At 65.3% G+C, this 20878-nt stretch carries 18 protein-coding genes; 7 read left to right on the plus strand and 11 right to left on the minus strand.

Annotated features, from left to right (window positions below; genetic code table 11):
* Window positions 1-95: 95 nt before the first annotated feature.
* Both ORI27_RS04910 and ORI27_RS04915 read left to right on the plus strand, forming a co-directional pair.
* Window positions 96-1601 carry a hypothetical protein gene (locus ORI27_RS04910; RefSeq protein WP_265995424.1) on the plus strand — a complete coding sequence of 502 codons (1506 nt, stop codon included), beginning with the start codon at window positions 96-98 and terminating at the stop codon, window positions 1599-1601.
* A 117-nt stretch (window positions 1602-1718) separates the two neighbouring features.
* A complete protein-coding gene (locus ORI27_RS04915; protein ID WP_265995426.1) occupies window positions 1719-2117 on the plus strand; it encodes a hypothetical protein in 399 nt (132 codons plus the stop codon).
* Between the two features lie 13 nt (window positions 2118-2130).
* Here ORI27_RS04915 and ORI27_RS04920 read toward each other — a convergent pair whose 3' ends face one another.
* The 3 genes from ORI27_RS04920 to ORI27_RS04930 are packed head-to-tail and all read right to left on the minus strand — an operon-like array spanning window position 2131 to window position 5013.
* Window positions 2131-2508 (minus strand): YidH family protein, encoded by a 378-nt coding sequence (locus tag ORI27_RS04920; protein ID WP_265995428.1) that lies wholly within the window; start codon window positions 2506-2508, stop codon window positions 2131-2133.
* A gap of 24 nt (window positions 2509-2532) precedes the next feature.
* A complete protein-coding gene (locus ORI27_RS04925) occupies window positions 2533-3648 on the minus strand; it encodes an amidohydrolase family protein (protein ID WP_265995429.1) in 1116 nt (371 codons plus the stop codon).
* A 6-nt stretch (window positions 3649-3654) separates the two neighbouring features.
* Window positions 3655-5013: a type I glutamate--ammonia ligase gene (locus ORI27_RS04930; protein WP_407666217.1), complete on the minus strand. Its 1359-nt coding sequence runs from the start codon at window positions 5011-5013 to the stop codon at window positions 3655-3657.
* Between the two features lie 848 nt (window positions 5014-5861).
* Between ORI27_RS04930 and ORI27_RS04935 the strand changes: the two genes are divergently transcribed.
* Window positions 5862-8774 carry an Ig-like domain-containing protein gene (locus ORI27_RS04935; protein WP_265995431.1) on the plus strand — a complete coding sequence of 971 codons (2913 nt, stop codon included), beginning with the start codon at window positions 5862-5864 and terminating at the stop codon, window positions 8772-8774.
* A gap of 31 nt (window positions 8775-8805) precedes the next feature.
* Here ORI27_RS04935 and ORI27_RS04940 read toward each other — a convergent pair whose 3' ends face one another.
* Window positions 8806-9303 (minus strand): carboxymuconolactone decarboxylase family protein, encoded by a 498-nt coding sequence (locus ORI27_RS04940; RefSeq protein WP_265995432.1) that lies wholly within the window; start codon window positions 9301-9303, stop codon window positions 8806-8808.
* 67 nt (window positions 9304-9370) lie between these two features.
* Window positions 9371-9850 (minus strand): bacterioferritin, encoded by a 480-nt coding sequence (gene bfr / locus ORI27_RS04945; RefSeq protein WP_265995433.1) that lies wholly within the window; start codon window positions 9848-9850, stop codon window positions 9371-9373.
* Between the two features lie 154 nt (window positions 9851-10004).
* Between bfr and ORI27_RS04950 the strand changes: the two genes are divergently transcribed.
* Window positions 10005-10259, plus strand: a complete 255-nt coding sequence (locus ORI27_RS04950; protein ID WP_265995434.1) for a (2Fe-2S)-binding protein — start codon at window positions 10005-10007, stop codon at window positions 10257-10259.
* Window position 10260: 1 nt separating this feature from the next.
* On the opposite strand, the gene ORI27_RS04955 is transcribed toward ORI27_RS04950, so the two are convergent.
* Window positions 10261-11016: an enoyl-CoA hydratase/isomerase family protein gene (locus tag ORI27_RS04955; RefSeq protein WP_265995435.1), complete on the minus strand. Its 756-nt coding sequence runs from the start codon at window positions 11014-11016 to the stop codon at window positions 10261-10263.
* A gap of 458 nt (window positions 11017-11474) precedes the next feature.
* The gene (locus tag ORI27_RS04960; RefSeq protein WP_265995436.1) at window positions 11475-12083 is read right to left on the minus strand and encodes a hypothetical protein; all 609 of its coding nucleotides are present in this window, start codon (window positions 12081-12083) and stop codon (window positions 11475-11477) included.
* On the opposite strand from ORI27_RS04960, the gene ORI27_RS04965 reads away from it, so the two are divergent.
* Complete coding sequence (locus ORI27_RS04965; protein ID WP_265995438.1) at window positions 12049-14217, plus strand: RCC1 domain-containing protein; 2169 nt, start codon at window positions 12049-12051, stop codon at window positions 14215-14217. The genes ORI27_RS04960 and ORI27_RS04965 overlap by 35 nt on opposite strands.
* Window positions 14218-14298: 81 nt before the next feature.
* On the opposite strand, the gene ORI27_RS04970 is transcribed toward ORI27_RS04965, so the two are convergent.
* Together ORI27_RS04970 and ORI27_RS04975 are read right to left on the minus strand one after the other, a co-directional pair.
* Entirely contained in the window at window positions 14299-14742 is a 444-nt protein-coding gene (locus tag ORI27_RS04970; protein WP_265995439.1) for a TIGR03618 family F420-dependent PPOX class oxidoreductase, read from the minus strand.
* Window positions 14739-15449: an EthD domain-containing protein gene (locus ORI27_RS04975; RefSeq protein WP_265995440.1), complete on the minus strand. Its 711-nt coding sequence runs from the start codon at window positions 15447-15449 to the stop codon at window positions 14739-14741. Before ORI27_RS04975 ends, ORI27_RS04970 begins: the two co-directional genes overlap by 4 nt.
* Before the next feature lie 106 nt (window positions 15450-15555).
* Between ORI27_RS04975 and ORI27_RS04980 the strand changes: the two genes are divergently transcribed.
* Window positions 15556-17976: an arylsulfatase gene (locus tag ORI27_RS04980; RefSeq protein WP_265995441.1), complete on the plus strand. Its 2421-nt coding sequence runs from the start codon at window positions 15556-15558 to the stop codon at window positions 17974-17976.
* Between the two features lie 2 nt (window positions 17977-17978).
* On the opposite strand, the gene ORI27_RS04985 is transcribed toward ORI27_RS04980, so the two are convergent.
* Window positions 17979-18602: a PaaI family thioesterase gene (locus ORI27_RS04985; protein WP_265995443.1), complete on the minus strand. Its 624-nt coding sequence runs from the start codon at window positions 18600-18602 to the stop codon at window positions 17979-17981.
* A 187-nt stretch (window positions 18603-18789) separates the two neighbouring features.
* Between ORI27_RS04985 and ORI27_RS04990 the strand changes: the two genes are divergently transcribed.
* Complete coding sequence (locus tag ORI27_RS04990) at window positions 18790-20376, plus strand: SulP family inorganic anion transporter (protein WP_265995444.1); 1587 nt, start codon at window positions 18790-18792, stop codon at window positions 20374-20376.
* A gap of 78 nt (window positions 20377-20454) precedes the next feature.
* Here ORI27_RS04990 and ORI27_RS04995 read toward each other — a convergent pair whose 3' ends face one another.
* Window positions 20455-20826: a cupin domain-containing protein gene (locus ORI27_RS04995; RefSeq protein WP_407666218.1), complete on the minus strand. Its 372-nt coding sequence runs from the start codon at window positions 20824-20826 to the stop codon at window positions 20455-20457.
* Between the last annotated feature and the right edge of the window lie 52 nt (window positions 20827-20878).

Raw genomic sequence — 20878 nt, forward strand, 5'->3', positions numbered from 1 at the left:
CGGCAAGTGCGCATTCCAGCAACTCCAGGCCATCGAGCGCCGGAAGCTCCAGGCCATCGAGTGCCGGGACCATCAAGAAGCACACCGTCCATCGGGTGTCTGCCACCGGAACGACCCGAAAGACCACAACAGCCGGATCACCACGTCACATCGCTTTCTCGGCCAGGACGACGTCGAGGGCCGCACACTCGACGGCTGCCGCTGCAGTCCCGGCCGCCGACGTTGGTCCGCAACATGTTCTGAGCGGCGGGGAGCTGTTCCTCGGCGGCAATTACATTGAGCTCGGCTTGAGTTCGGTCGGCTCGTTCGGCTCGTCGACCGGCAGGCCGGCCGGCTTCATCAGCGGCACACCGCCGGGTGACCACCCAGACAGCATCGGCTTCGTCTTCGACGCCGACGGATTCAATTCCGGAGCTGACAAAGCCCTGGACTTCTACGTGCCGGACGCACCCGAAGAGCGGTGGTCGGTGGGATTCAACAACAGCAGTTACGCCAGTTTCAGCGCTCTGGCCGGAGACTCGTCCAACACATCTGGACTAACCGATGTCGCCATAGCCGACGGATCCAGCGGCAATACCCTCTCGGGGACATTCTCCGCAACGGTGGGCGGAGTTCTCAGGGTCGTTCAAGTCCACACGTTCAAAGTGGACGACAACTACTACAAGACCACGGTGACACTGACGAACGTCTCCGGCGAGACGCTTCAGAACGTCGAATTCATGCGCTCCTTCGATCCGGACGGAACGCGTTCGGTGGGTGGCGACAACACCACCGTGAACACGATCCTCGGACAGATCGCCACCGACACGTTCGCGTCGGTGGCCTCGGCGAGCCTGGAAGGCGACGCCTACCAGGTGCAGACCGGTCATCGGGCGGTGGGGTACTTCTACTCCACCGATGCCAGCGCAATCGTCTACACCGGCGGTTTCACCAACCCAGATCCGTACGAATTTGACGACGCAAACCAGGCCACCAACTACACGACGACAGAAGATGATGCCATTGGCATCATCTTCAAGGTCGGCGATCTCAAGCCGAATGCACCGGTGACCGTCAGTTACTACACCGGTGCAACAATCGACGACAACCCTCGCGTGATCGAGGACGACACCGGTGCCCGACCCATCAAGACCGTCGCCTCCACCAACCCATTCATCACAAAATTCAACTCGTTCCTCCAGTCGGACGAGTACAAGAACTGGATGACACTGGCCGGCGGCATCTCATCCTTGGTCGGGCTGAAGGCTCTGGGAACGGCAGTCAACTTGGTCAACTCCGCCGTCCACGTCTACGAGGGTGACTGGTTCGCGTTCGGGATGGACGGTGTCCAGGCCGCCGGAGAGGGATTGATGGCGGCCGGCGCCAAGAGCAAGATCGGCTTCGTTTACGCGGCCGGGGCCGCAGTCGCGACGATCGGATACGTCGCCGAACTCGCTCACGAGACCGACTGGTCAGACCCCGGGGGGACGGTTAATTACGCAGTGACACATCCTGCCGAGACGATCACTGAGTTCGCCAAGGCCACTGTGCAAGTCGGGGCCCACGTGGGAGCGACCGTCCTCGGTTCCCTGGGCGGATTTCTGGGGATCGTCAGAGGCTGACCAGTTTTCGCCCGGGCTGATGTGAGTAGCGAGGGCCCTGCCCAAACCCGACTCGACGGTCCCGGCGCGCCGCTAGGCTGAGCAGGCTGGACGGGCACCGATCGTCAGGAGGCAGGGATGCGCAGGATCGTCATCGCTTCGGTAGTCGCGAGCGGGCTGCTCGGCGCGGCAGTCCCGCTGGCCGCGCCGTCCTCGGCCACCTCATGCCACGAGGCAAGCTGCGTACCGAATGTGGCCCGCAACGTTGTCGGCGGCGCGCCCTGCACGCCGAGCCCGTCGTACGTGTTCGGGTTCGACGCCCAGAACGGCACTCTCATCTGCGCGGCCAGCGGCGTCTGGATGTCAACGGGTCCGCTGGTCGGTGAGGCTCAGGTCGCACTGCCCTGCGCCACACCGGGCACCACCGCTCAGGAGCGGATGGCCGGCAACGAGTGGGAGATCAAGGTCCCCGGCGTGCCGCTGCAGTGCACCGGCCCGGCCGGCATCTCGAAGTGGACGCACTTCGCCCCCGCTTGATCACGCACCGTCACTACAGCCGCCACAGCACGACCACCAGGGCGATCAGCCCCAGCACCGCGATCAGGCCGGCCATCACCCCCGAGATCGAGTACGGCATGGGTCCGAGTTGCGACCTGAGCACCTTCATCTCCTGGTGGTGCTGAATCCAGGCCAGCGTCAGCGCGATCAGGCCCAACAGGATCAGCAACAATCCCACCACCCAGGGACTGACGATCGGACTGCGCCGGTTCTCCTGCTCGGCCAGATACTGGAAGAACTTGAAAATCGTGAATCCGAAAGCGATCAGAGACGTGCTCGTGCGGATCCACGCCATCAGCGTGCGCTCGGCGGCCAGTCGCATGCGCTCGACCGCCAGTCGTGTCGTGGTGTCCAGCTGACGTTCGGACATCGGACTCTCCTCGGTTACCCGTCGTCACAGCGCGTAGACGCGTCTGGCATTGTCACGCCCGATCAGGTCTACGACCCGGATCGCATCGGCTTGGCTCCACTGCCCCCGCTCTACGAAGCCGGTCAGCACCGCGGCCATCCCCGCCCGCCACAGCAAGGAACCCAGATAGTGCAGTTCGGCGGGGCCGAAAGCGTCCGACGAGTAGAGGATCTTGCGGAACGGGGCCAGTTCCAGTGTGCGGGCGATGAATGCCTCTGCACGGGCACCCAGATGATTGACGCTCAGCCCGACATCGAGATAGACGTTGTTGAACGCCTGCGCCAGATATCCGGCCTCGCGTTCGTACGGATAGCAGTGCAGCAGCACGATCGGCGTCGAGCCCGACTGGCGCAGGAAGTCCAGCAGCAGAAGCGGATTGGTGCGGTGCAGATCGCAGTCGCGATCGCCCAGGCCGACATGGAACTGAAGGGGTTTCCCGAGCCGCAACGCCTCGTGCACCCCGAATCGCAGCAGCACCCGGTCGGTCAGCCGCACTCCCCCGGCATCGCGCCAGCGGACCGCCGCGTCGGTGACGGCACCCGGGTCGGGTTCGGACAGGTCCCCGTCGAATCCGCCGCGGTACGCCAGGACCGTCTTGGTGGCAACCGCATTCGCGCTGCGCTCGTACAGGATTCGCCGAAACTCGGCGGCGTAGTCACCCGGGGCCGCCGCGGCCTGTTCGGCGACCTGTTCGAGCCGCACGATTTCACCGACGGCCCCGCCGGAGCTGCGGGCCATCTCGGGCAGGCCGGCGACGGCGCCGGGCAATCCGGTGTCGATCAGCCAGTCGCTGACCCCTGCGGCGGGCAGGAACACCTGGGCCAGCTGGTCTTCGGTCATTGCCCCGCGGCGTTCCCAATAGCTATGCGGATCAACATGTTCGGGCAGCCCGATCAGGGGTGCGCAATGCGCTCGCACGGCGAAGCCGAGCTGGGTGTCGAAGCCGGAATCGAAGTCTGCCAGTGGCTCGATGTTGGCCTCGTTGAGCCCGTTCTCGAATCGCCGGCGATCACCGGCCGTCAGCCAGTAGCCGTGCACGTGATTGTCCACCAGGCGCACGTCGGCAATGCGGTCGGCAAGCGCGGATACGTCGGCGGCCATGACCACTCACAGACTCCAGGCCATCCGGAACTTCTCGGTCAGCTGCTCGGGGTCCAGATGCGAATAGGTCTCATGCTCGTACCGGCGAACCGCGACGAGCACGTCGACCGCAGGATCACCGAGGATCGCGCGCAGTCGGGCCGAAGTGTCCAGTGCCGCGATTTCCTCGGCCTGGTCGGTGCTCAGCAGAACGGTGCCGGCAGCCTCGCGGTCGGCACCGGACAGGGTGGCCGGATCGACCGGGGTCTCCGGCGGCAACGGCGCGCCGTTCTCGATGCCGTCGAGGGCCAGCCCGAGGATCGCGGCGGTGGCGAAGTACGGGTTGGCCGACGGGTCCACGATCTTGACCTCGACGTTGGCCCCGTATGGATTGCCGGGCCTGCCGTGCAGGAAACGCACGGCCGCTTCCCGGTTTTCGGTGCCCCAGCAGGCGTATGCACCGGCCCAGTTGCCTGGCTTCATTCGCAGCCCGGACACGATCGAGCCGCAGAAGATCAGCTGCGCCTCGGGTAGCCCGCTGACGATCCCCCCGATCGCGCGCTCCCCTTCGGGGGTCATGCCCTGGGCGCCGGTGCCGCCGGCGAACACCGGCGAGTCCCCGCGCTGCAGTGAAAAGTGTTGGTGGGCACCCGAGCCGACACTGCCGGCGAAGGGCACCGGGGACAGGCTCACCCGAACGCCGTACTTGCGGGCCACCCTGCTGATGATGATCCGGGCCAGGATCAACTGGTCGGCCGCGACGATCGGCGACCTGGGCGTCAGCGAGATCTCGAACTGGTTGATGCCGTACTCGGGGTGGAACTGTTCGATGCCCACCCCGGCGGCGGTCGCCGCCTCGGTCACGTCCCGGACGAAGCCCTCGTGCTCCAGCACACCGGCGAGGCCGTACTGGGCCCACAGGTTACCCGGCAGGCGATTGCCCTCGGGGTCCACGAGCAGGAATTCGATCTCATGCCCGACCAGGGCCCGCAGACCCGCCTGCGACAAACGGGATTCGATGCGCGCCAAGGTGCCGCGCGCGCAGGACGGGATCGGGTTGCCGTCCTGGTCGAAAAAGGACCCCGGCGCCCACGCCAGGCCGTCGTCGAGGGTTCGCAACGCATCCAGATCGATGCGCACCCGTTCGTCACCGACGACGCTGATGCCCTCGGTGAACGCGATCCCGGCACGGTCGATGCCGAATCCATGCCACACCGGGCTGGCGCCGAGCCCCGGGTCGGCGAACGCGGCGGTCCGGCGAATCGGCACGGTCTTCGCGTGAGTCAGGCCGGCGGGGTTGACGACCGTTCCGACGACAGTCCCCACACCGTCGGCTTCCAGTTGGGCGATCACTGCGCCTGCGAGCGGTGTGGTCATGGCAGCCATTCTGCCGACTTCACCCACAATTAGCTCGCACCGTATTGGGCTTCCCCACGCACGGCTCGCCATTTCGGATGTCCGGGACGTCTCGGCCGGTGGGACCGGAGCGATTTCGTCCTGTGGGTGAACGCGGCCGGGCGGAATCGAATGCACCGATGCCCCCCGCGGAGAACTGTTCGTTGCCACAATCAGCAATCTGTGACTTTCCTAAGAGATTCCGGGCAACTTCTTGCGGATTCAATGCGAATCGTCTGAGATTTGACGGAAGCGAAAATTGGGGGATTTTAATGGCGAAGAATCGTCGTCACCGCGCTGCGAAGCGCGTTCCGTTCAGCTGGCTAGGGGCCGGCGCGGTCACCATGGGATTGGGTGCCGCCGTACTCAGCGGTTCGGGGGTCGCCCACGCCGATGACGGCGGATCTCGTCCAGCTAAAGGGCATTCCGGAACGGCGCATGCCGCTCCCCGAAAGGATGCCGGGCACCGGACATCCACAACGAGCGCACACCGCACATCGATCCCGACAACCGTGCTGACTGCACACGGGCGCTCCGGCGCCGGCAGCGACGTTGCCGACATTCGCGTAGCACACACCAGGGCCAACAGTCAGACAACTGAGCCGCCATCAGCGACATCAGTGACAACCCCTGCGGCGCAGGGTGAACAGGAATCATTTGCTGTCGGTAAGCGAATCAAAATCAACCCACCGGGCAAACCGGACACAGCTGCAGCTACACCGATAGCTTCAGCCTCGGCGAACCCACTCGCCGGATTCCTGCACAGCATCGCCTCTCTGCTCGGTGTCAACAGGCCGACGGCGCCCTCCAATCCGATCGGCGCACTCCTGTGGGGCCTCATGCAGCAAGTAGCCTCCGCGGTCGGAGTCGCGCCCAAAGCAGGCACTCCCGCTGTCAGCGCACCCCTCGCCACCACCGGATTGGTCACCGGGACACTGGGATTCATCGATAACAGCGGTCAAGCCCTCACCTATACCTACACCGACCCCGCCAACGGCACCGTGGCGGTTGCCGCCGATGGAACCTACAGCTACCTACCCACCGTGGACGCCCGCCTCGCTGCGGCCGGTGGCACCGGACCCGCCACCGATACATTCACCGTGACTGCTTTCAACGGCATCGCGTCAGCGCACGAAACCGTCACCGTGCCCATCAGCCCGGACATCCCGGTCGCCGGCACCCCCACGGTGGGGGCACCGGACCCGATCACCGGTGCCATCACCGGCGCCGTGACCGCCACCGACCCGGCCAGCCAACCCCTGACCTACAGCATCACCACCGGCCCTGCCAAGGGCACCATCACCGACTTCGACAGCAGCACCGGCGCGTTCACCTACACCCCCACAACCAGCTCCCAGTTGGCCGCCGAGATCGCCGGTGCGGTCGGCGCCGACACCTTCACCGTCTCCGCCAGCAACGGCGCAGCCTCGGCCACGGTCACCATCCATGTTGTCGTCGACCCCGGCACCCCCCAGGCTGACAACCCGACCATCGACACCACCGACACCCGGACCGGAGTCGTCACCGGCACAGCAGCATTCACCGACCCCGCCGGTGGAGAGTTGATGTACAGCGTGAGCACCAACCCTGCCAACGGGACAGTCACCGTCGACAACGAGGGCTTCTACACCTACACCCCCAACGGCGACACCACTGAGACCGTCGACTCCTTCGCCGTCACCGTCACCAACGGCGTGCACAGTGCCGCCGAGACCATCTCGGTGCCCATCAACACGCAAGACGCCATCGTCGGGACCTGGGAAATCACCTCCGAGCCGGACACGTCGCCCGCACCCGACAACTGGATCGCGACAATCACTCGAACCGGCGATGAATACACGCAGACGATCGTCTGGACGTACAGCGGGGGTGAAACGGACACTTGGCATTACGGGACGTTCACCCGAACCGACGCCGGAAACTACACCGCGACTAGCGGTGAGGGTGGTGATACGCCTGAGGGCGAACACATTGACGAGTGGACCGCCGCCGACGAACTTCACTGGCTGCAGGATTCCTACGGCGACGACGCCGTCATCAGCGACCTGGTCTACGACCCGTACACCCTCTGGACGCTGAACATCTCCGATGAAGGCAACACGTTCACCGAAACCCACAACGTCACCGAGACCTACACGGTCACACTTCCTGCAGACCACACTCTCGACGGATTCGGCGAAACCTCCTTCACGACGGACGGCCTGGTCAACGTTTACACGTTCGACGATTCCTGGTCCGAGACGCTCACCGCCACCTTGGTGTCCGACAGCACCGTGGTGGACGTTCCCGAGCCGGGCACCCCGATCGTGAGCGCCGCAGATCCCGACACCGGGGTCGTCACCGGCATGGCGGTCTTCACCGACCCCGAAGGCGCCACACTCACCTACTCTGTGTCGACCGGCCCGACCAAGGGTGTAATCACCGAATTCGACAGCGGAACAGGTGCATTCATCTACACCCCCGACGGCGACGCGTCCGGCACCACCGATAGCTTCGCGGTGACCGCCAGCAACGGCATCTACCGAGCGACGGAAACCATCTCGGTGCCCATCACCAGCGCCACCCAGGATGCGATCGTCGGGGTCTGGAACGTCACAAGCATCACCGTCGCCAACAGCGACGGGTCCGATCCTGAGGCTGTTGAGATTCCCGAAGGATACGAGTACGCGTTCACCTTCACCGTGGCCGACAACGGGTACACCGCGGCGATCGAGTTCGCCGACGGAAACGACGCGTCAGTCACCGTGCCCCTCGGCACACTCACCGAAACCGTTGCGGGCACCTATACCGGATCAGCGACAAGCGAAGATCCACAGGCCGTGATCGATTCTTGGTCCGGGCAGGGTATATCGGTAGAAGTAAGCGACTACGAGTCGGCGACGAAATCTACGGTTGTCATCGCAGGTGACGGCACGATGATGACGTATACCCTTGAAGAGCACGATAGTTACACCATCACCCTGCCCTCGAACATCACCTACGCAGACGACAGCGCAACGTTGCTCTCGAGCGACGACTCAACCAGTGTCTACGCAGTCGAATACTCCCAGTTGGTGACGCTCAGCGCCGTCAAGGCCGTTGATACCCCCGTCGCGGGCACTCCGGTCGTGAGCGCGGCCGATCCCGACACCGGGGTCGTCACCGGCATGGCGGTCTTCACCGACCCCGAAGGCGTCGCACTCACCTACAGCGTGTCGACTGACCCCACCAAAGGCATCATCACCGACTTCGATTCCAGCACAGGCGAATTCGTCTACACGCCCAACGACGATGCCACCGGTATCCGCGACACCTTCACCGTCACCGCCACCAACGGCATCGCCAGCGCGACCCAAACCATCGCGGTGCCCATCAACAGCGCAACCCAAGACGCCCTCGCCGGCACCTGGGAGGTCACCGGTACCTATGTTGACGGCGAGCTCACCTCCGCGCCCGCGGACTTCGCCACGCTCAACTTCAGCGATACGGGTAACGGCTACGCCTCGGAGATGACCTTCAGCGGAACAACGGCCGAACTCACCACCTGGCTCGGCGCTCCTGAACCAGTGATCTTGTTCCAGACCGAGCCGGGAACCTACTCCGGTTCGTACGTGAACGGCTCCTCGTCAACCGTGACATTCACGGCTAGCCTCTCCGACGACGAACTGACACTGACGTGGATCATCGGCTTCGTCGATTTGAATGATCCGCAGAATTCTTACACCAGCCCTTTCTTCACCGCCGTGAAGACCGAAGACGTCATCAACCTCTGAGCCCCCTCGGCAGCGGTGCCAGCGGGCAATCTCAGGCGCGACTGGGCAGCGTGAGCTTGCAGCTCTGACCGATGTCCAGCGTGCTGAGCATGCGCCCCATGCCGACCCACATCGCGCACGACAGGGTCAGGTCAGCCAACAATTCGTCGCTGAAGTGCTCGCTGGCGCGGTCCCAGAAGTCCTCGTCGTACTTGAGTTTGGCCCAGTCGGTGCCGAACCGGTGAGCGAACTCGGCGGCGATGCGCTCCTGCTCGCTGTAGCCCTCCCAGGTCCGCCACTCCAGCGCGTGGTTGTAGAGCTCCTCGTCGACTCCGACGGCGGGGCCGTCGGCGTCGCGGGTGTTCTGGCACAAGACACATTCGTTGTCGTGGGCGATCACCGCGCGGGCGAGCTCGCGCACCCGCATCGGCAGGCGGTTCTTGTCGCTGTAGACCGCAGTGCTGAAGCCCGCCATCGCGGTTCCCAGGTCCGGGGACTTGACGATCCAGCCGGCGACGTCGTCCTCGGCGAAGTTTCCGATTCGGCTCATGGCGCGATGGTACGCCGCACGAGACGAACCTGGAACACGTTCTAGTTTTTACAGCCGAGGCTCGGGGTCAGCTCGGCGGGCGGGACACGCACTGCGTGGAGTAGAGCTCGACGCCCAGTTTGTCCATCAGCTCGAGCTGTGTCTCCAGGTAGTCGATGTGCAGCTCTTCGTCGGCCACGATGCCTTCGAAGAGGTTGGCCGTGGTGGAGTCCTGCTTCTCGCGGCACAGGATGATGGCCGGCTTGAGCCGGCCGACCACCTCGTACTCGATCGCCAGATCGCTCTCGAACTGCTCGCGCAGCGTCTGCCCCACCCGCAGCGAGCCCAGCCGCTGATAGTTGGGCAGACCGTCGAGGATCAGGATGCGGTCGGTGATCGCCTCGGCGTGCCGCATCTCGTCGAAGGATTCCTCCCTGGTGTGCTTGGCCAGCTCGGTTAACCCCCAGTTGTCCTGCATCTTTGAGTGCAGGAAGTACTGATTGATGGCGGTCAGTTCGCTGGTCAGCTGCTCATTGAGCAAGCGAAGGACTTCCGGATCACCTTGCATGACGTCTCCCCTGGGTGGCTGTGCAGATCACCCTAGTGCAGCGCCACCGGGAGGTCGGTCAGCGAAGCCGAACAATACCTTGTAGGTTCACCTAACTAAGGTTAGTCTCCACTAATAAGTCCGATGCGACGCCGCCTACGACGAGAGGGAAGCGATGTACGTCTGCCTCTGCGCGGGGGCGACCAGCGCGACCGTCAAAGAGGCAGTTGCCGGCGGGGCGTGCACGTCCAAGCAGGTCGCAGCGGCCTGCGGGGCGGGAGGCGATTGCGGTCGGTGCCGTCGCACCGTACGAGCCATCATCGAGCAGCACTTCGCCGCCGCCGGCGAGTCGTCATGTCGGCAGTGCACTGCCAGCTTGTTCTGTCAGCTGCACGCCGGCCCCCGCCGTGGCCCGGCCCGGGTCGGCTGAGCTACGACCGACCGCGGTGGAAGTCCGCCAGCGCCTCGGCGTTGGCAGCGGCTCCCATCAGCTTCTCGAAGAACGCGTTCTCCCGTGCGGTAGCCTCGGCGATCCCGGGGCGCAGCGGTTCGACCATCGTCTGCTTGACCGCAACGAGGCTTGAAATCGGACGGGAGGCAAGGACTTCCGCGTGTTTGCGTGCATCGGCGATCAGTGCGTCGGGTTCGCTGACCCGCCACACCAGGCCCATCCGCAGCGCCTCGGCGGCGTCCACCCACTCCGAGGACATCAACAACCACGCGGCGTTCTGGCGACCGATCAACTGTGGCAACAGATATGACGAGGCTGCCTCGGGCGCGACCCCGAGGCTGGTGAAGGGACACTTCAGCCGTGCGGTCGTCGACATGAACGCCAGGTCTGCGTAACCCAGGATGGTGGTGCCGATACCGAGGCCGACACCGTTGACGGCGCAGATCAGTGGCTTGGGAAACCGGCTCAGCGCATCGATCAGCCCGGAGAAGCCATGTCTGCCCTGCACGAAGTGGGGATCGGTGATGCGGGCCTGCATATCGCCGAGGTCCTGGCCGGCGCTGAACGCGCGCCCGGCCCCGGTGATCAACACGACGGCGACCTCGGGATCGTCGGCGGCGGCCAGCAGCGCATCGGCGGACGCGTCGTAGAGCGCCTCGTTGAAGGCGTTGAGAGCCTCAGGACGGTTCAGGGTGATGGTGCGGACCCGGTTCTCGTCTTCGATGAGCACTGTCATGCCGTGGAGCCTAAAGCGCGACGATGTCCGACAGGGCGGAGGAGCCCGACAGATGAGACCCGGCCGCGACGATACCCGCGGCGGCGCGTTACCGGCGAAAATTCCGCTTTTGAGGAGTAGTCCTTCGGGTTTATCTCAATGATCGGTGTCAAGTGGCGGCGACAGCCTCTGAAGGAATTGGTTACCGCGGGAGCAGGCCCGCAACCCGGCGCGCTGATTATTGCAAGGACCTGGACGGCAGATGGGATTTACCTGAAGGTTAATTTTTTGGGCAATGCTTCCGAAAAGCGTGCGGTACCCTACCCGCCTTTGCTACGACTGTTGACTGCCGACAACTAAGATAGCTCGACACGTGGTGGGGAGCCTCGCATGGCAAATGGGCGCAGGTCGAAAATCGTAGCGACGGCTCACCGTACCAAGGGGCGTCATCGCCGTGCCCGGCAGCGCCGCACCGAAACCTACGTCTGGCTGGGTGCGGGCGTAATCACAATCGGTGTCGGTGCAGCACTGGCCAGCGGCTCCGCGGTGGCCCACGCCGACACCGGATCAGGCCAGACACATACAGCCTCGGCACGCCACACCACCAACTCGGCGAAAGCCACAGCATCAGCAGGTCCGCGCAGTGGTCGAGCCTCGACTATCAAGATTCTCGGGTCGGCGAAGGTCCACACGCTGACCCACACGCCGCCGCTGCCGGGGTCGGCGGCTGCCGCCGTCGGGGTTTCCAGCGTCGCGGAATCGTCGGCTGCCACGACGCAGCAACCGGTGACCATAACCGCTGCGACGGTCCGAGCCACGGGGTCGCTCAAGCCGCGACCGAGGGCGGTCAGGCTATCGAGCACCACCGAACCCGCACCCAGCACGTCGACAGTCTCCCTGGTTGCGGCCGCGGTTACCAGCACTACCATCCCCCCGGCCAGCCCAGGACGCACTCGGTTTGAGTGGCGGAATTGGTTGGCCTTCGCGGCGCTGAAGAACGATGGCTCGGTCATCACCTGGGGAACCTTGGGCAGCGGGGGTGATAGCAGTGCGGTGGCCGACCAGCTGGCCAGTGGGGTGACCGCCATCTACTCCACCGATGGCGCGTTCGCGGCGCTGAAGAACGACGGTTCGGTCATCACCTGGGGATTCTCGAACGAGTACAACAACGACGGGGGTGATAGCAGTGCGGTGGCCGACCAGCTGGCCAGCGGGGTCACCGCCATCTACTCCACCCATAGCGCGTTCGCGGCGCTGAAGAACGACGGCTCGGTCATCACCTGGGGAAGCCCGGGCGGCGGGGGTGACAGCCGTGCGGTGACCGACCAACTGGCCAGCGGGGTCACCGACATCTACTCCGCCCAAACCGCGTTCGCAGCGCTGAAAAACGACGGCTCGGTCATCACCTGGGGAAGCCCGGGCGGCGGGGGTGACAGCCGTGCGGTGACCGACCAACTGGCCAGCGGGGTCACCGACATCTACTCCACCTATGGCGCGTTCGCGGCGCTGAAGAACGACGGCTCGGTCATCACCTGGGGTTCCCCGGACTATGGGGGTGATAGCAGTGCGGTGACCGACCAACTGGCCAGCGGGGGCACCGACATCTACTCCACCAGGTTCGCGTTCGCTGCGGTGAAGAGTGACGGCTCGGTCATCACCTGGGGAGACCCGGACTATGGGGGTGATAGCAGCGCGGTGGCCGACCAGCTGGCCAGCGGGGTCACCGCGATCTATTCCAATGACGGCGCGTTCGCGGCGGTGAAGAGTGACGGCTCGGTCATCGCCTGGGGATGGTCGGGCGGCGGGAGTGGTGATAGCAGCGCGGTGGCCGACCAGCTGGCCAGCGGGGTCACCGCCATCTACTCCACCTATAGCGCGTTCGCGGCGCTGAAGAGTGACGGCTCGGTAATCACCTGGGGTTATTGGGGCTTCGGGGGTGATAGCAGTGCGGTGGCCGACCAGCTGGCCAGCGGGGTCACCGCCATCTACTCCACCTATGGCGCGTTCGCGGCGCTGAAGAGTGATGGCTCGGTAATCACCTGGGGAGACCCGGACTATACGACCTTCGGGGGCGATAGCAGTGCGGTGGCCGACCAGCTGGCTAGCGGGGTCACCGACATCTACTCCACCTATGACGCGTTCGCGGCGCTGAAGAGTGATGGCTCGGTAATCACCTGGGGAAACCCGGACGACGGGGGTGATAGCAGTGCGGTGGCCGACCAACTGGCCAGCGGGGTGGTGTTCCTCGCTAGTCCGTTCGAGGATGCCCGGTGCACGGAGTGCGGGTCGGGCAACGGCGGCATCGGTGACGGCGGCGGCATCGGTGACGGCGGCGGCATCGGTTCAGGTGATCAGCTGACGGTGGCGGAGTTGTACGACAATCTTGTGGAGGATCAATTCGACACGATCAGGGCTGAAGTCCGTGAAGGCCCCGACGGCACAAGACGGATGATCGTCTATATGTCGGGCGTCCAGGGTGATTCGATAACTTCGTGGGCAGATGGCGGCAGCGGCTATGCGGGTGCGTCAAACCCTATCGTGAGCGGTTTCATCGACACCGCCGTAGCCGACTGGGATCCTGACGAGATCATGCTCGTAGGCTTGAGCGGCGGTGGCATACAGATGCAAAACTATGCCGCGTTCGGCGCGAACAAGGACAAGGTGAAGGTTCTTGTGCTTTTTGGAGCGCCGCTCCAGACGATCCCTTTCGGCATTGCCTCATTGGCCATCGTCGATCGTTCTGACCAGCTGTGGGCCCTCGAGACCGGATTCCAGCCACTTGGGCTTGCCGCCTATCAAGCATCTAGTTCCGACCTCTGGTCTGTGTACTACGCGGGAAAGTTCTACCCGTTCTACAACTCACACCACCTAGGAACCTACAAAACGGACGCGGTCGACTTCGACCTCTTCTATGTGGCGACGCCGGAGGCTTCAGAAGCCGACAAGGCAATCTACGAACGCATCCAGGACTTCAACGGATCCGTTGTCGGAGCCCTGCCACCAGTCTCGACCGCTGTGACACAGCGGGTGGTTAATGTCGTGTGGGCGGCAGTCCAGTGGGGTGTGCAGACGGCGGTCAACACAGCCCTTTTGGCCGGGCAGATGGCGATCAGCACCGCCCAGTGGGCCGTGCAGACGGCGGTCAACACCGCCCAGACGGCCGTGCAAGGTGTCTCGCATGGCGTCGATAACGTGCTTCACGGGCGATGGCCCTGGGAGTGATTCGGCGCTGCGAGCCCAATCGACAATTGAGCGGCACTTGCACCGCCCTGCCGATTCGTTGCAGGTAGACAGCCGGTGCAGCTAACCGTTGCCGTAGACCCGGGTCGGCGCAACCAGGACGGCGACCCGGGCCTCCTCGGTCATCGTCTGGTCATATTCGGCCCAGTTGTCGTGGGTGCCACCGCACGCGGTGAACACATCGCGCAGCAACTGCCGGAGCCGCTCCGGCCCGCCCAGCCACGCGGGTCGGTCGTCGGGACCCGCGATCTCGGCGTGGCCCTCCACCGTCGCCCATCGCCAGCCGTCGCGGAACGTCAGGGTGACCGTGGGGCGCGCTCGCAGATTCGCCAGCTTGACCCGCCCATAGGTGACGAATGCCAGCACCGGCTCACCGGTGGCCGGGTGCGGCAGGATCCCGGCGTTGATCAGGGAGGCCTGGATGGTGTTGTCGGCGCGCAGCGTCGCGACCACCGCCAGGCCGCGGTCGGCGTGCGCCAGCGCGACGGCCTCGTCCAGTGTGGTCATGTCGGCCCGTCCTGGAAGGGGCTGCGATAGAGGTAGCGGCTGGTGGGCACTGCATCGATATTGACGTTGGCCCCGAATGCCGCTGTGCTGGCGACCATCTGCTCCATCCGATTCTGCAGGTCGGCGTCATCGGCGGCGCCGAAGAACGCATGCAGGCTGCCGACCGCCTCGATGGGAAACAACTCCTCGACGATCGCGTTGATCACGGGCGCATCCTCGGTGAGCGCGCGCACCACGTAGTTCTGTACGTAGCCGAAGGTCGACTGGGTGGCGATCGCCACCGGTGTGTGGTTGCCGTGCCAGCGCGACAACCAGGTGCGCTCGTCCATCTCGGCGGGCCGCCGCAGCAGCGCCATATTCGCCAATCCGGGCGAGCGCGCACCGGGCGGTGCCGGCGGTGGCGGCAACGGAGCCGACTCCGTCACCAGGTAGGCGGCGATGTAGTCGCCCAGGTGGCCGAGCAGCTCCAGAGCCATCAGGAGCTGATCGCCGTAGTACTGCTGGGTCCACATGCTGACCAACGCCTGCACCGGCGGGTCCAGCGTCGTCAATGTCATCAGAGAGTCGCGCACGTCGGCGTCGCGGACGTTGACCGTCAACCCGGGCAGGCCCAGCGCAAGCAGTTCGTGTGCCACCGGGCCGCACAGCTGTTCGGCCCACTCGTCATCGGCGGTATCACTGCGCAGTGTGACTATGACCTTCTCCATGGCGCCGAACCTACCCGGCGGGCCGTGTTCGGCAGCACGTCGATCCCACTTGTCAGCAAGGTATGCGGCGTAGGCTGGGCCCGCCGCATCGTCAGGGAGGACCGAGATGGCGAAATCCTCGTCGCACACCAGCAAGACCAAGCCCGCCAAGGCGGTCTCCGCTGCCCCGGTGATCCCTCCCGAACCACACCTGGCGCGCGAGTATCTCCCCATCCCCGACACCAAGTACGTCGGGTTGACCACCTACGACGCCAAGGATCCCAACACCAGCTACCCGCCGATCACCACGCTGCGGCCACCGAAGGGCGCTCCGAACGTACTGATCGTGCTCATCGACGACGTCGGGTTCGCCGCCTCCTCCGCCTTCGGCGGACCGTGCAACACGCCGATCGCCGAGCGGCTCGCCGGAAACGGTTTGAAGCTCAACCGCTTCCACACAACGGCACTGTGCTCCCCCACCCGCCAGGCGCTGCTGACCGGACGCAACCACCACTCGGTCGGCATGGGTGCCATCACCGAGATGGCCACCTCCGCGCCCGGCAACAGCAGCATCCGGCCCAAGGACAAAGCGCCGGTCGCCGAGACGCTACGGCTCAACGGATACTCGACCGCACAGTTCGGCAAGTGCCACGAAGTGCCGGTCTGGGAAGTGTCGCCGGTAGGACCGTTCCACCAGTGGCCGACCGGGTCGGGTTTCGAGTACTTCTACGGATTCATCGGCGGCGAGGCCAACCAGTACTACCCGGGGCTCTACGAGGGAACGACACCGGTTGAGCCGCCCCGCACCCCGGAGGAGGGCTACACGCTCACCGAGGACCTCGCTGACCACGCGATCACCTGGGTGCGCCAGCAGAAGGCATTGATGCCCGACAAGCCGTTCTTCATGTACTTCGCCCCCGGTGCCACCCACGCCCCGCACCACGTACCCGCGGCGTGGTCGGACAAGTATCGAGGCCAGTTCGATCAGGGCTGGGATATCCTGCGGGAGAACATCTTCACTCGGCAGAAACAGCTGGACGTGATCCCCGAGGACGCCGAGCTGACAGTGCGCCACGACGAAATCCCGGCGTGGGACGCGATGTCCGACGAACTCAAGCCGGTGTTGGCCAGACAGATGGAAATCTACGCCGGCTTCCTGGAACAGACCGACCACGAAGTGGGGCGGGTGGTCGACGCGCTCGAGGACCTCGGCGTGCTGGACGACACCCTGATCTACTACATCATCGGCGACAACGGCGCGTCGGCGGAAGGCACCCCGGTCGGCTGCTTCAACGAGATGGCCGTCCTCAACGGCATGGCAGGCATCGAGACCACCGAGTTCCTGCTGTCGAAGATCGACGACTTCGGCACCCCCGACGCCTACAACCACTACGCGGTGGGCTGGGCGCACGCGCTGTGCACTCCGTACCAATGGACCAAGCAGGTGGCCTCGCACTGGGGTGGCACCCGCAACGGGACCATCGTGCACTGGCCCGGCGGCCTGTCCGATTCCGACGCCACACGAGATCAGTTCCACCATGTCATCGACGTCGTCCCCACCATCCTCGAGGCGGCCGGACTTCCGGCACCGTTGAGTGTCAACGGAATCCAGCAGGCTCCGCTGGAGGGCGTCAGTATGCTGCCGACGCTGCGCGATGCGGGCTCGGCCGAATCGCACCTCGTGCAGTACTTCGAGATCATGGGCAACCGGGGCATCTATCACAACGGCTGGACAGCGTGCACCAAGCACCGCACCCCGTGGAAGGCCGACACGCCGCCGGCCTTTGACGCCGACCTCTGGGAGCTCTATGGTCCCGAGGACTGGAGCCAGGCGCACAACCTGGCTGCCGAGCAGCCGGAGAAACTCGCTGAGCTGCAACGGCTTTGGCTGATCGAAGCGACCAAGTACAACGTCGTACCGCTCGACGACCGGTCCTTCGAGCGGATCAACCCCGACATCGCCGGCCGCCCCCAACTCATCCGCGGCACCAGGCAGCTGCTCTTCGACGGCATGCGCGTCGCCGAGGGCTGCGTGCTCAACATCAAGAACAAGTCACACTCGGTGACCGCCGATGTCGTCGTCCCCGAGTCAGGGGCCGCCGGGGTGATCGTCACCCAGGGCGGACAAGTCGGCGGCTGGGCGCTCTACGCTCACGACGGGTACCTGAAGTACTGCTACAACTTCTTCGGCATCCACTACTTCTTCGTCTGCGCCGACTCACCGCTGCCGGCCGGTGAACATCAGGTTCGGATGGAATTCGCCTACGACGGCGGCGGTTTGGCCAAGGGCGGTACGGTGACCCTGTACCACGACGGAAAGCCGGTCGGATCCGGGCGAGTCGAGGCCACCATTCCGATGGGCTTCTCCGCCGACGAGGCCTGCGACGTCGGGCGCGACACCGGCTCACCGGCCTCGCCGGACTACGGGCCGACCGGCAACACCTTCACCGGGCGCATCGACTGGGTGCAGATCGACATCGGCGATGACGACCACGATCACCTGATCACACCGGCGGACCGGCTGAAGCTGGCGATGGGCAAGCAGTAGCGTCAGTCGCGGAGCCAGCGCGGGGTGATGAACACCCCCTCGGCCTCCACAGTGATGCCCTCGGCGTCGGAAATATGGCCCGAAACATAGGTTTTCACACCGTCAACGCGGGTGATCGCCGCTTCCGAATGCAGCGGCCCTAACGGCGTGGCCCGCAGATATCGCACGGTGATGCTGCCGGTGAAGCGCGGCTTGCCGTCCGGGCTGGCGGCCTCGCCCAGCACATGGTCGAGGACAAGCGCCGACACCCCGCCGTGGACGTGTCCTGGCGGGCCCTCGAAGGCCGCACCGAGATGGAAGTCGGTCCACCGCCGGCCATCGTCGTCGCGGTGGATCACCAGCGGCGGAGCACTCGCGTTGCGCAACCCGATGACGGCATTGCCCCAACTCATGCTCTGCCCGGTGGTGGTCCGCCGGACACCGAAGGCACCGTCGATCTGCTTGTCGCGCAACCGGGCGGTCGCCGCGTCGATGTCGGCCCTCACTGCTGCGACGGTCTCGGCGTCCACCTCGGTGCGGATCGTCGCGTCGACCAGCTCCCGCACCGAGATGGCCAGCGGCTCGTAGGTCGCCCGCAGCCGCTCGATGTCCTCGGCGGACAGATCCGCGACGGTGAATTCCAGCACTCCAGCACTAGAGCACGGTGCTGAGACGCTGTCGAACCGTGGTCCCGGATGGCGGCTAACACGATTGACACACGGCCGTTCCCTGGATGGAATGCGGGCGTCGAGAATCTCCAGATAGCGACGGACAGCGACGGCGTAGTCGGCTCGGGTCGCGCCCCGCCGTCCCGACGCTCCAGGAGGTCTGTCGATGAGCACCGACGTCACCGAACCCGCACCGCCGGTCCCGAGTGAGTTGAAGATTCCGTGGTGGACCCGAGGTGATCTCAACGCGTTCTTCGGGCTCGGCTTCAACATTCTGGTCAACGTCCTGACCCTGACCACGCTGATGATCGGCGTGATCAAGATGCCCGCCGGCGATGTGCTGGGCACTGTGCTGCCAGCCCTCGGTGTGGCCCTGGTGCTGGGCAACCTCTACTACACGTTCCTGGCGCGGCGGCTCGCACGGAAAGAGAACCGCACCGACGTGACCGCGCTGCCGTACGGCCCGAGCGTGCCGCACATGTTCATCGTGGTCTTCGTGGTCATGCTGCCGGTGTATCTGGCCACCAAGGATGCGGTCCAGGCCTGGCAGTCCGGTCTGGCCTGGGCGTTCATGATCGGCGTCATCGTCATCATCGGCGGGTTCGTCGGCCCCTATATCCGTAAGCTCACTCCTCGCGCGGCGATGCTAGGCACCCTGGCCGGCATCTCGATCACGTTCATCTCCATGCGCCCGGCCGCCCAGATGTGGGAGGCGGCGTGGATCGGTCTGCCAGTGCTGGCGATCATCCTGATCGGCTTCTTCACTGACGTGAAACTGCCGGGCAACATCCCGGTCGGGCTGGTGGCGCTGCTGGTCGGCACCGCGATCGGCTGGATCGGCGGTTTCATGTCGGCACCCGATGTCGGCCAGGCCGTCTCCGACATCGCGATCGGCATCCCCGACCTGCGGGTCGACCTGCTGTGGTCTGGCCTGGCGCACCTGGCCCCACTGCTGGGCACCGCGATCCCGCTGGGCGTCTACAACTTCACCGAGGCGATGAGCAACGTGGAAAGTGCAGCGGCCGCCGGGGACAACTACAACCTGCGCAGCGTGCTGATCGCCGACGGTGCCGGTGCGGTGGTCGGGTCGGCATTCGGCTCACCCTTCCCGCCCGCGGTCTACATCGGCCACCCCGGCTGGAAGGAGGCCGGCGGCCGGGCCGGCTACTCACTGGCCAGCGGCGTGGTCATCGGGCTGCTGTGCTTCCTGGGCCTGTTCGGGGTGCTGGCCACCCTGCTGCCAGTGCCGGCGATTGTGCCGATCCTGCTCTACATCGGTCTGCTGATCGGGGCGCAGGCGTTTCAGGCCGTGCCCCGGCTGCATGCGGTGGCGGTCGTCGCCGCGCTGCTGCCCAACCTCGCCCAGTGGGCCAGCGGCCTCATCGACAGCGCTTTGAACGCCGCCGGGACGTCGGCCACCGAGGTCGGCATGGACGCACTGGGCGGCGCCGGCGTGGTCTACGACGGGCTGCAAACCCTCGGCGAGGGCGCCATCCTGGTCGGCCTGCTGCTGGGCACCATGGTCACCTTCATCCTGGAGAAGAAGTTCCGCTACGCCGCGCTGGCCTCGGTGGTGGCCGCGGTGCTGTCGTTCATCGGACTGATCCATGCGCCCGAGATCGCCTGGGCAGCGAATCCTCAAGTGGCACTGGGCTATCTGTTCTTCGCGGTGGCGTGCTTGGGGTATTCGATGCTGCCCGCCGCCAATGAGCCCGTCACTGTCGACGAGGCGGACATCGTCGCCGGCCACTGACCTTTCTTGCGCCAGCAGACGTAAACGTTCCCGACGCGCCGGGTTTTTCGGGGCGTTTGCGTCTGGTCGTGGGGACAACTAATCCGCGACGAAGGGGACCTCGGCGCCGTCGGCGAGCACGATGTAGATCCGCCGCCACGGATCGGTGTCCACCAGACGCCACTGGTGACCGGACCCGACGGTGTCCTCGGCCAGCAGCACATCGCCGGGCGCCAAGGTGAATTCCTCCCCGTCGCGGGTGGTGAACAGCAGGGTTCCGGCGAGCGTCACGACGAGCTGGCGCGCCGGCGCGGTGTGCCAGGCCAGCGTTCCGCCGGCGGCGGTCTCCTCCGCCGTGACCCGGGTCGAGGACATCGCAACCGACACCTGGTCGTCGTTGCGCCCGGGCGCGAGATCGAGACGGCCGATCTGGACGTGGGACTGCTCGTCGGCTCCGGTGAACAAACGCACGCAGCGAATCACGGTGGGCACCCTTTCGTTCGGCTCGGTAGCAACGGTATCC

Origin of the sequence: Mycobacterium pinniadriaticum (assembly GCF_026242045.1) — a bacterium.
Lineage (GTDB): Bacteria > Actinomycetota > Actinomycetes > Mycobacteriales > Mycobacteriaceae > Mycobacterium > Mycobacterium pinniadriaticum.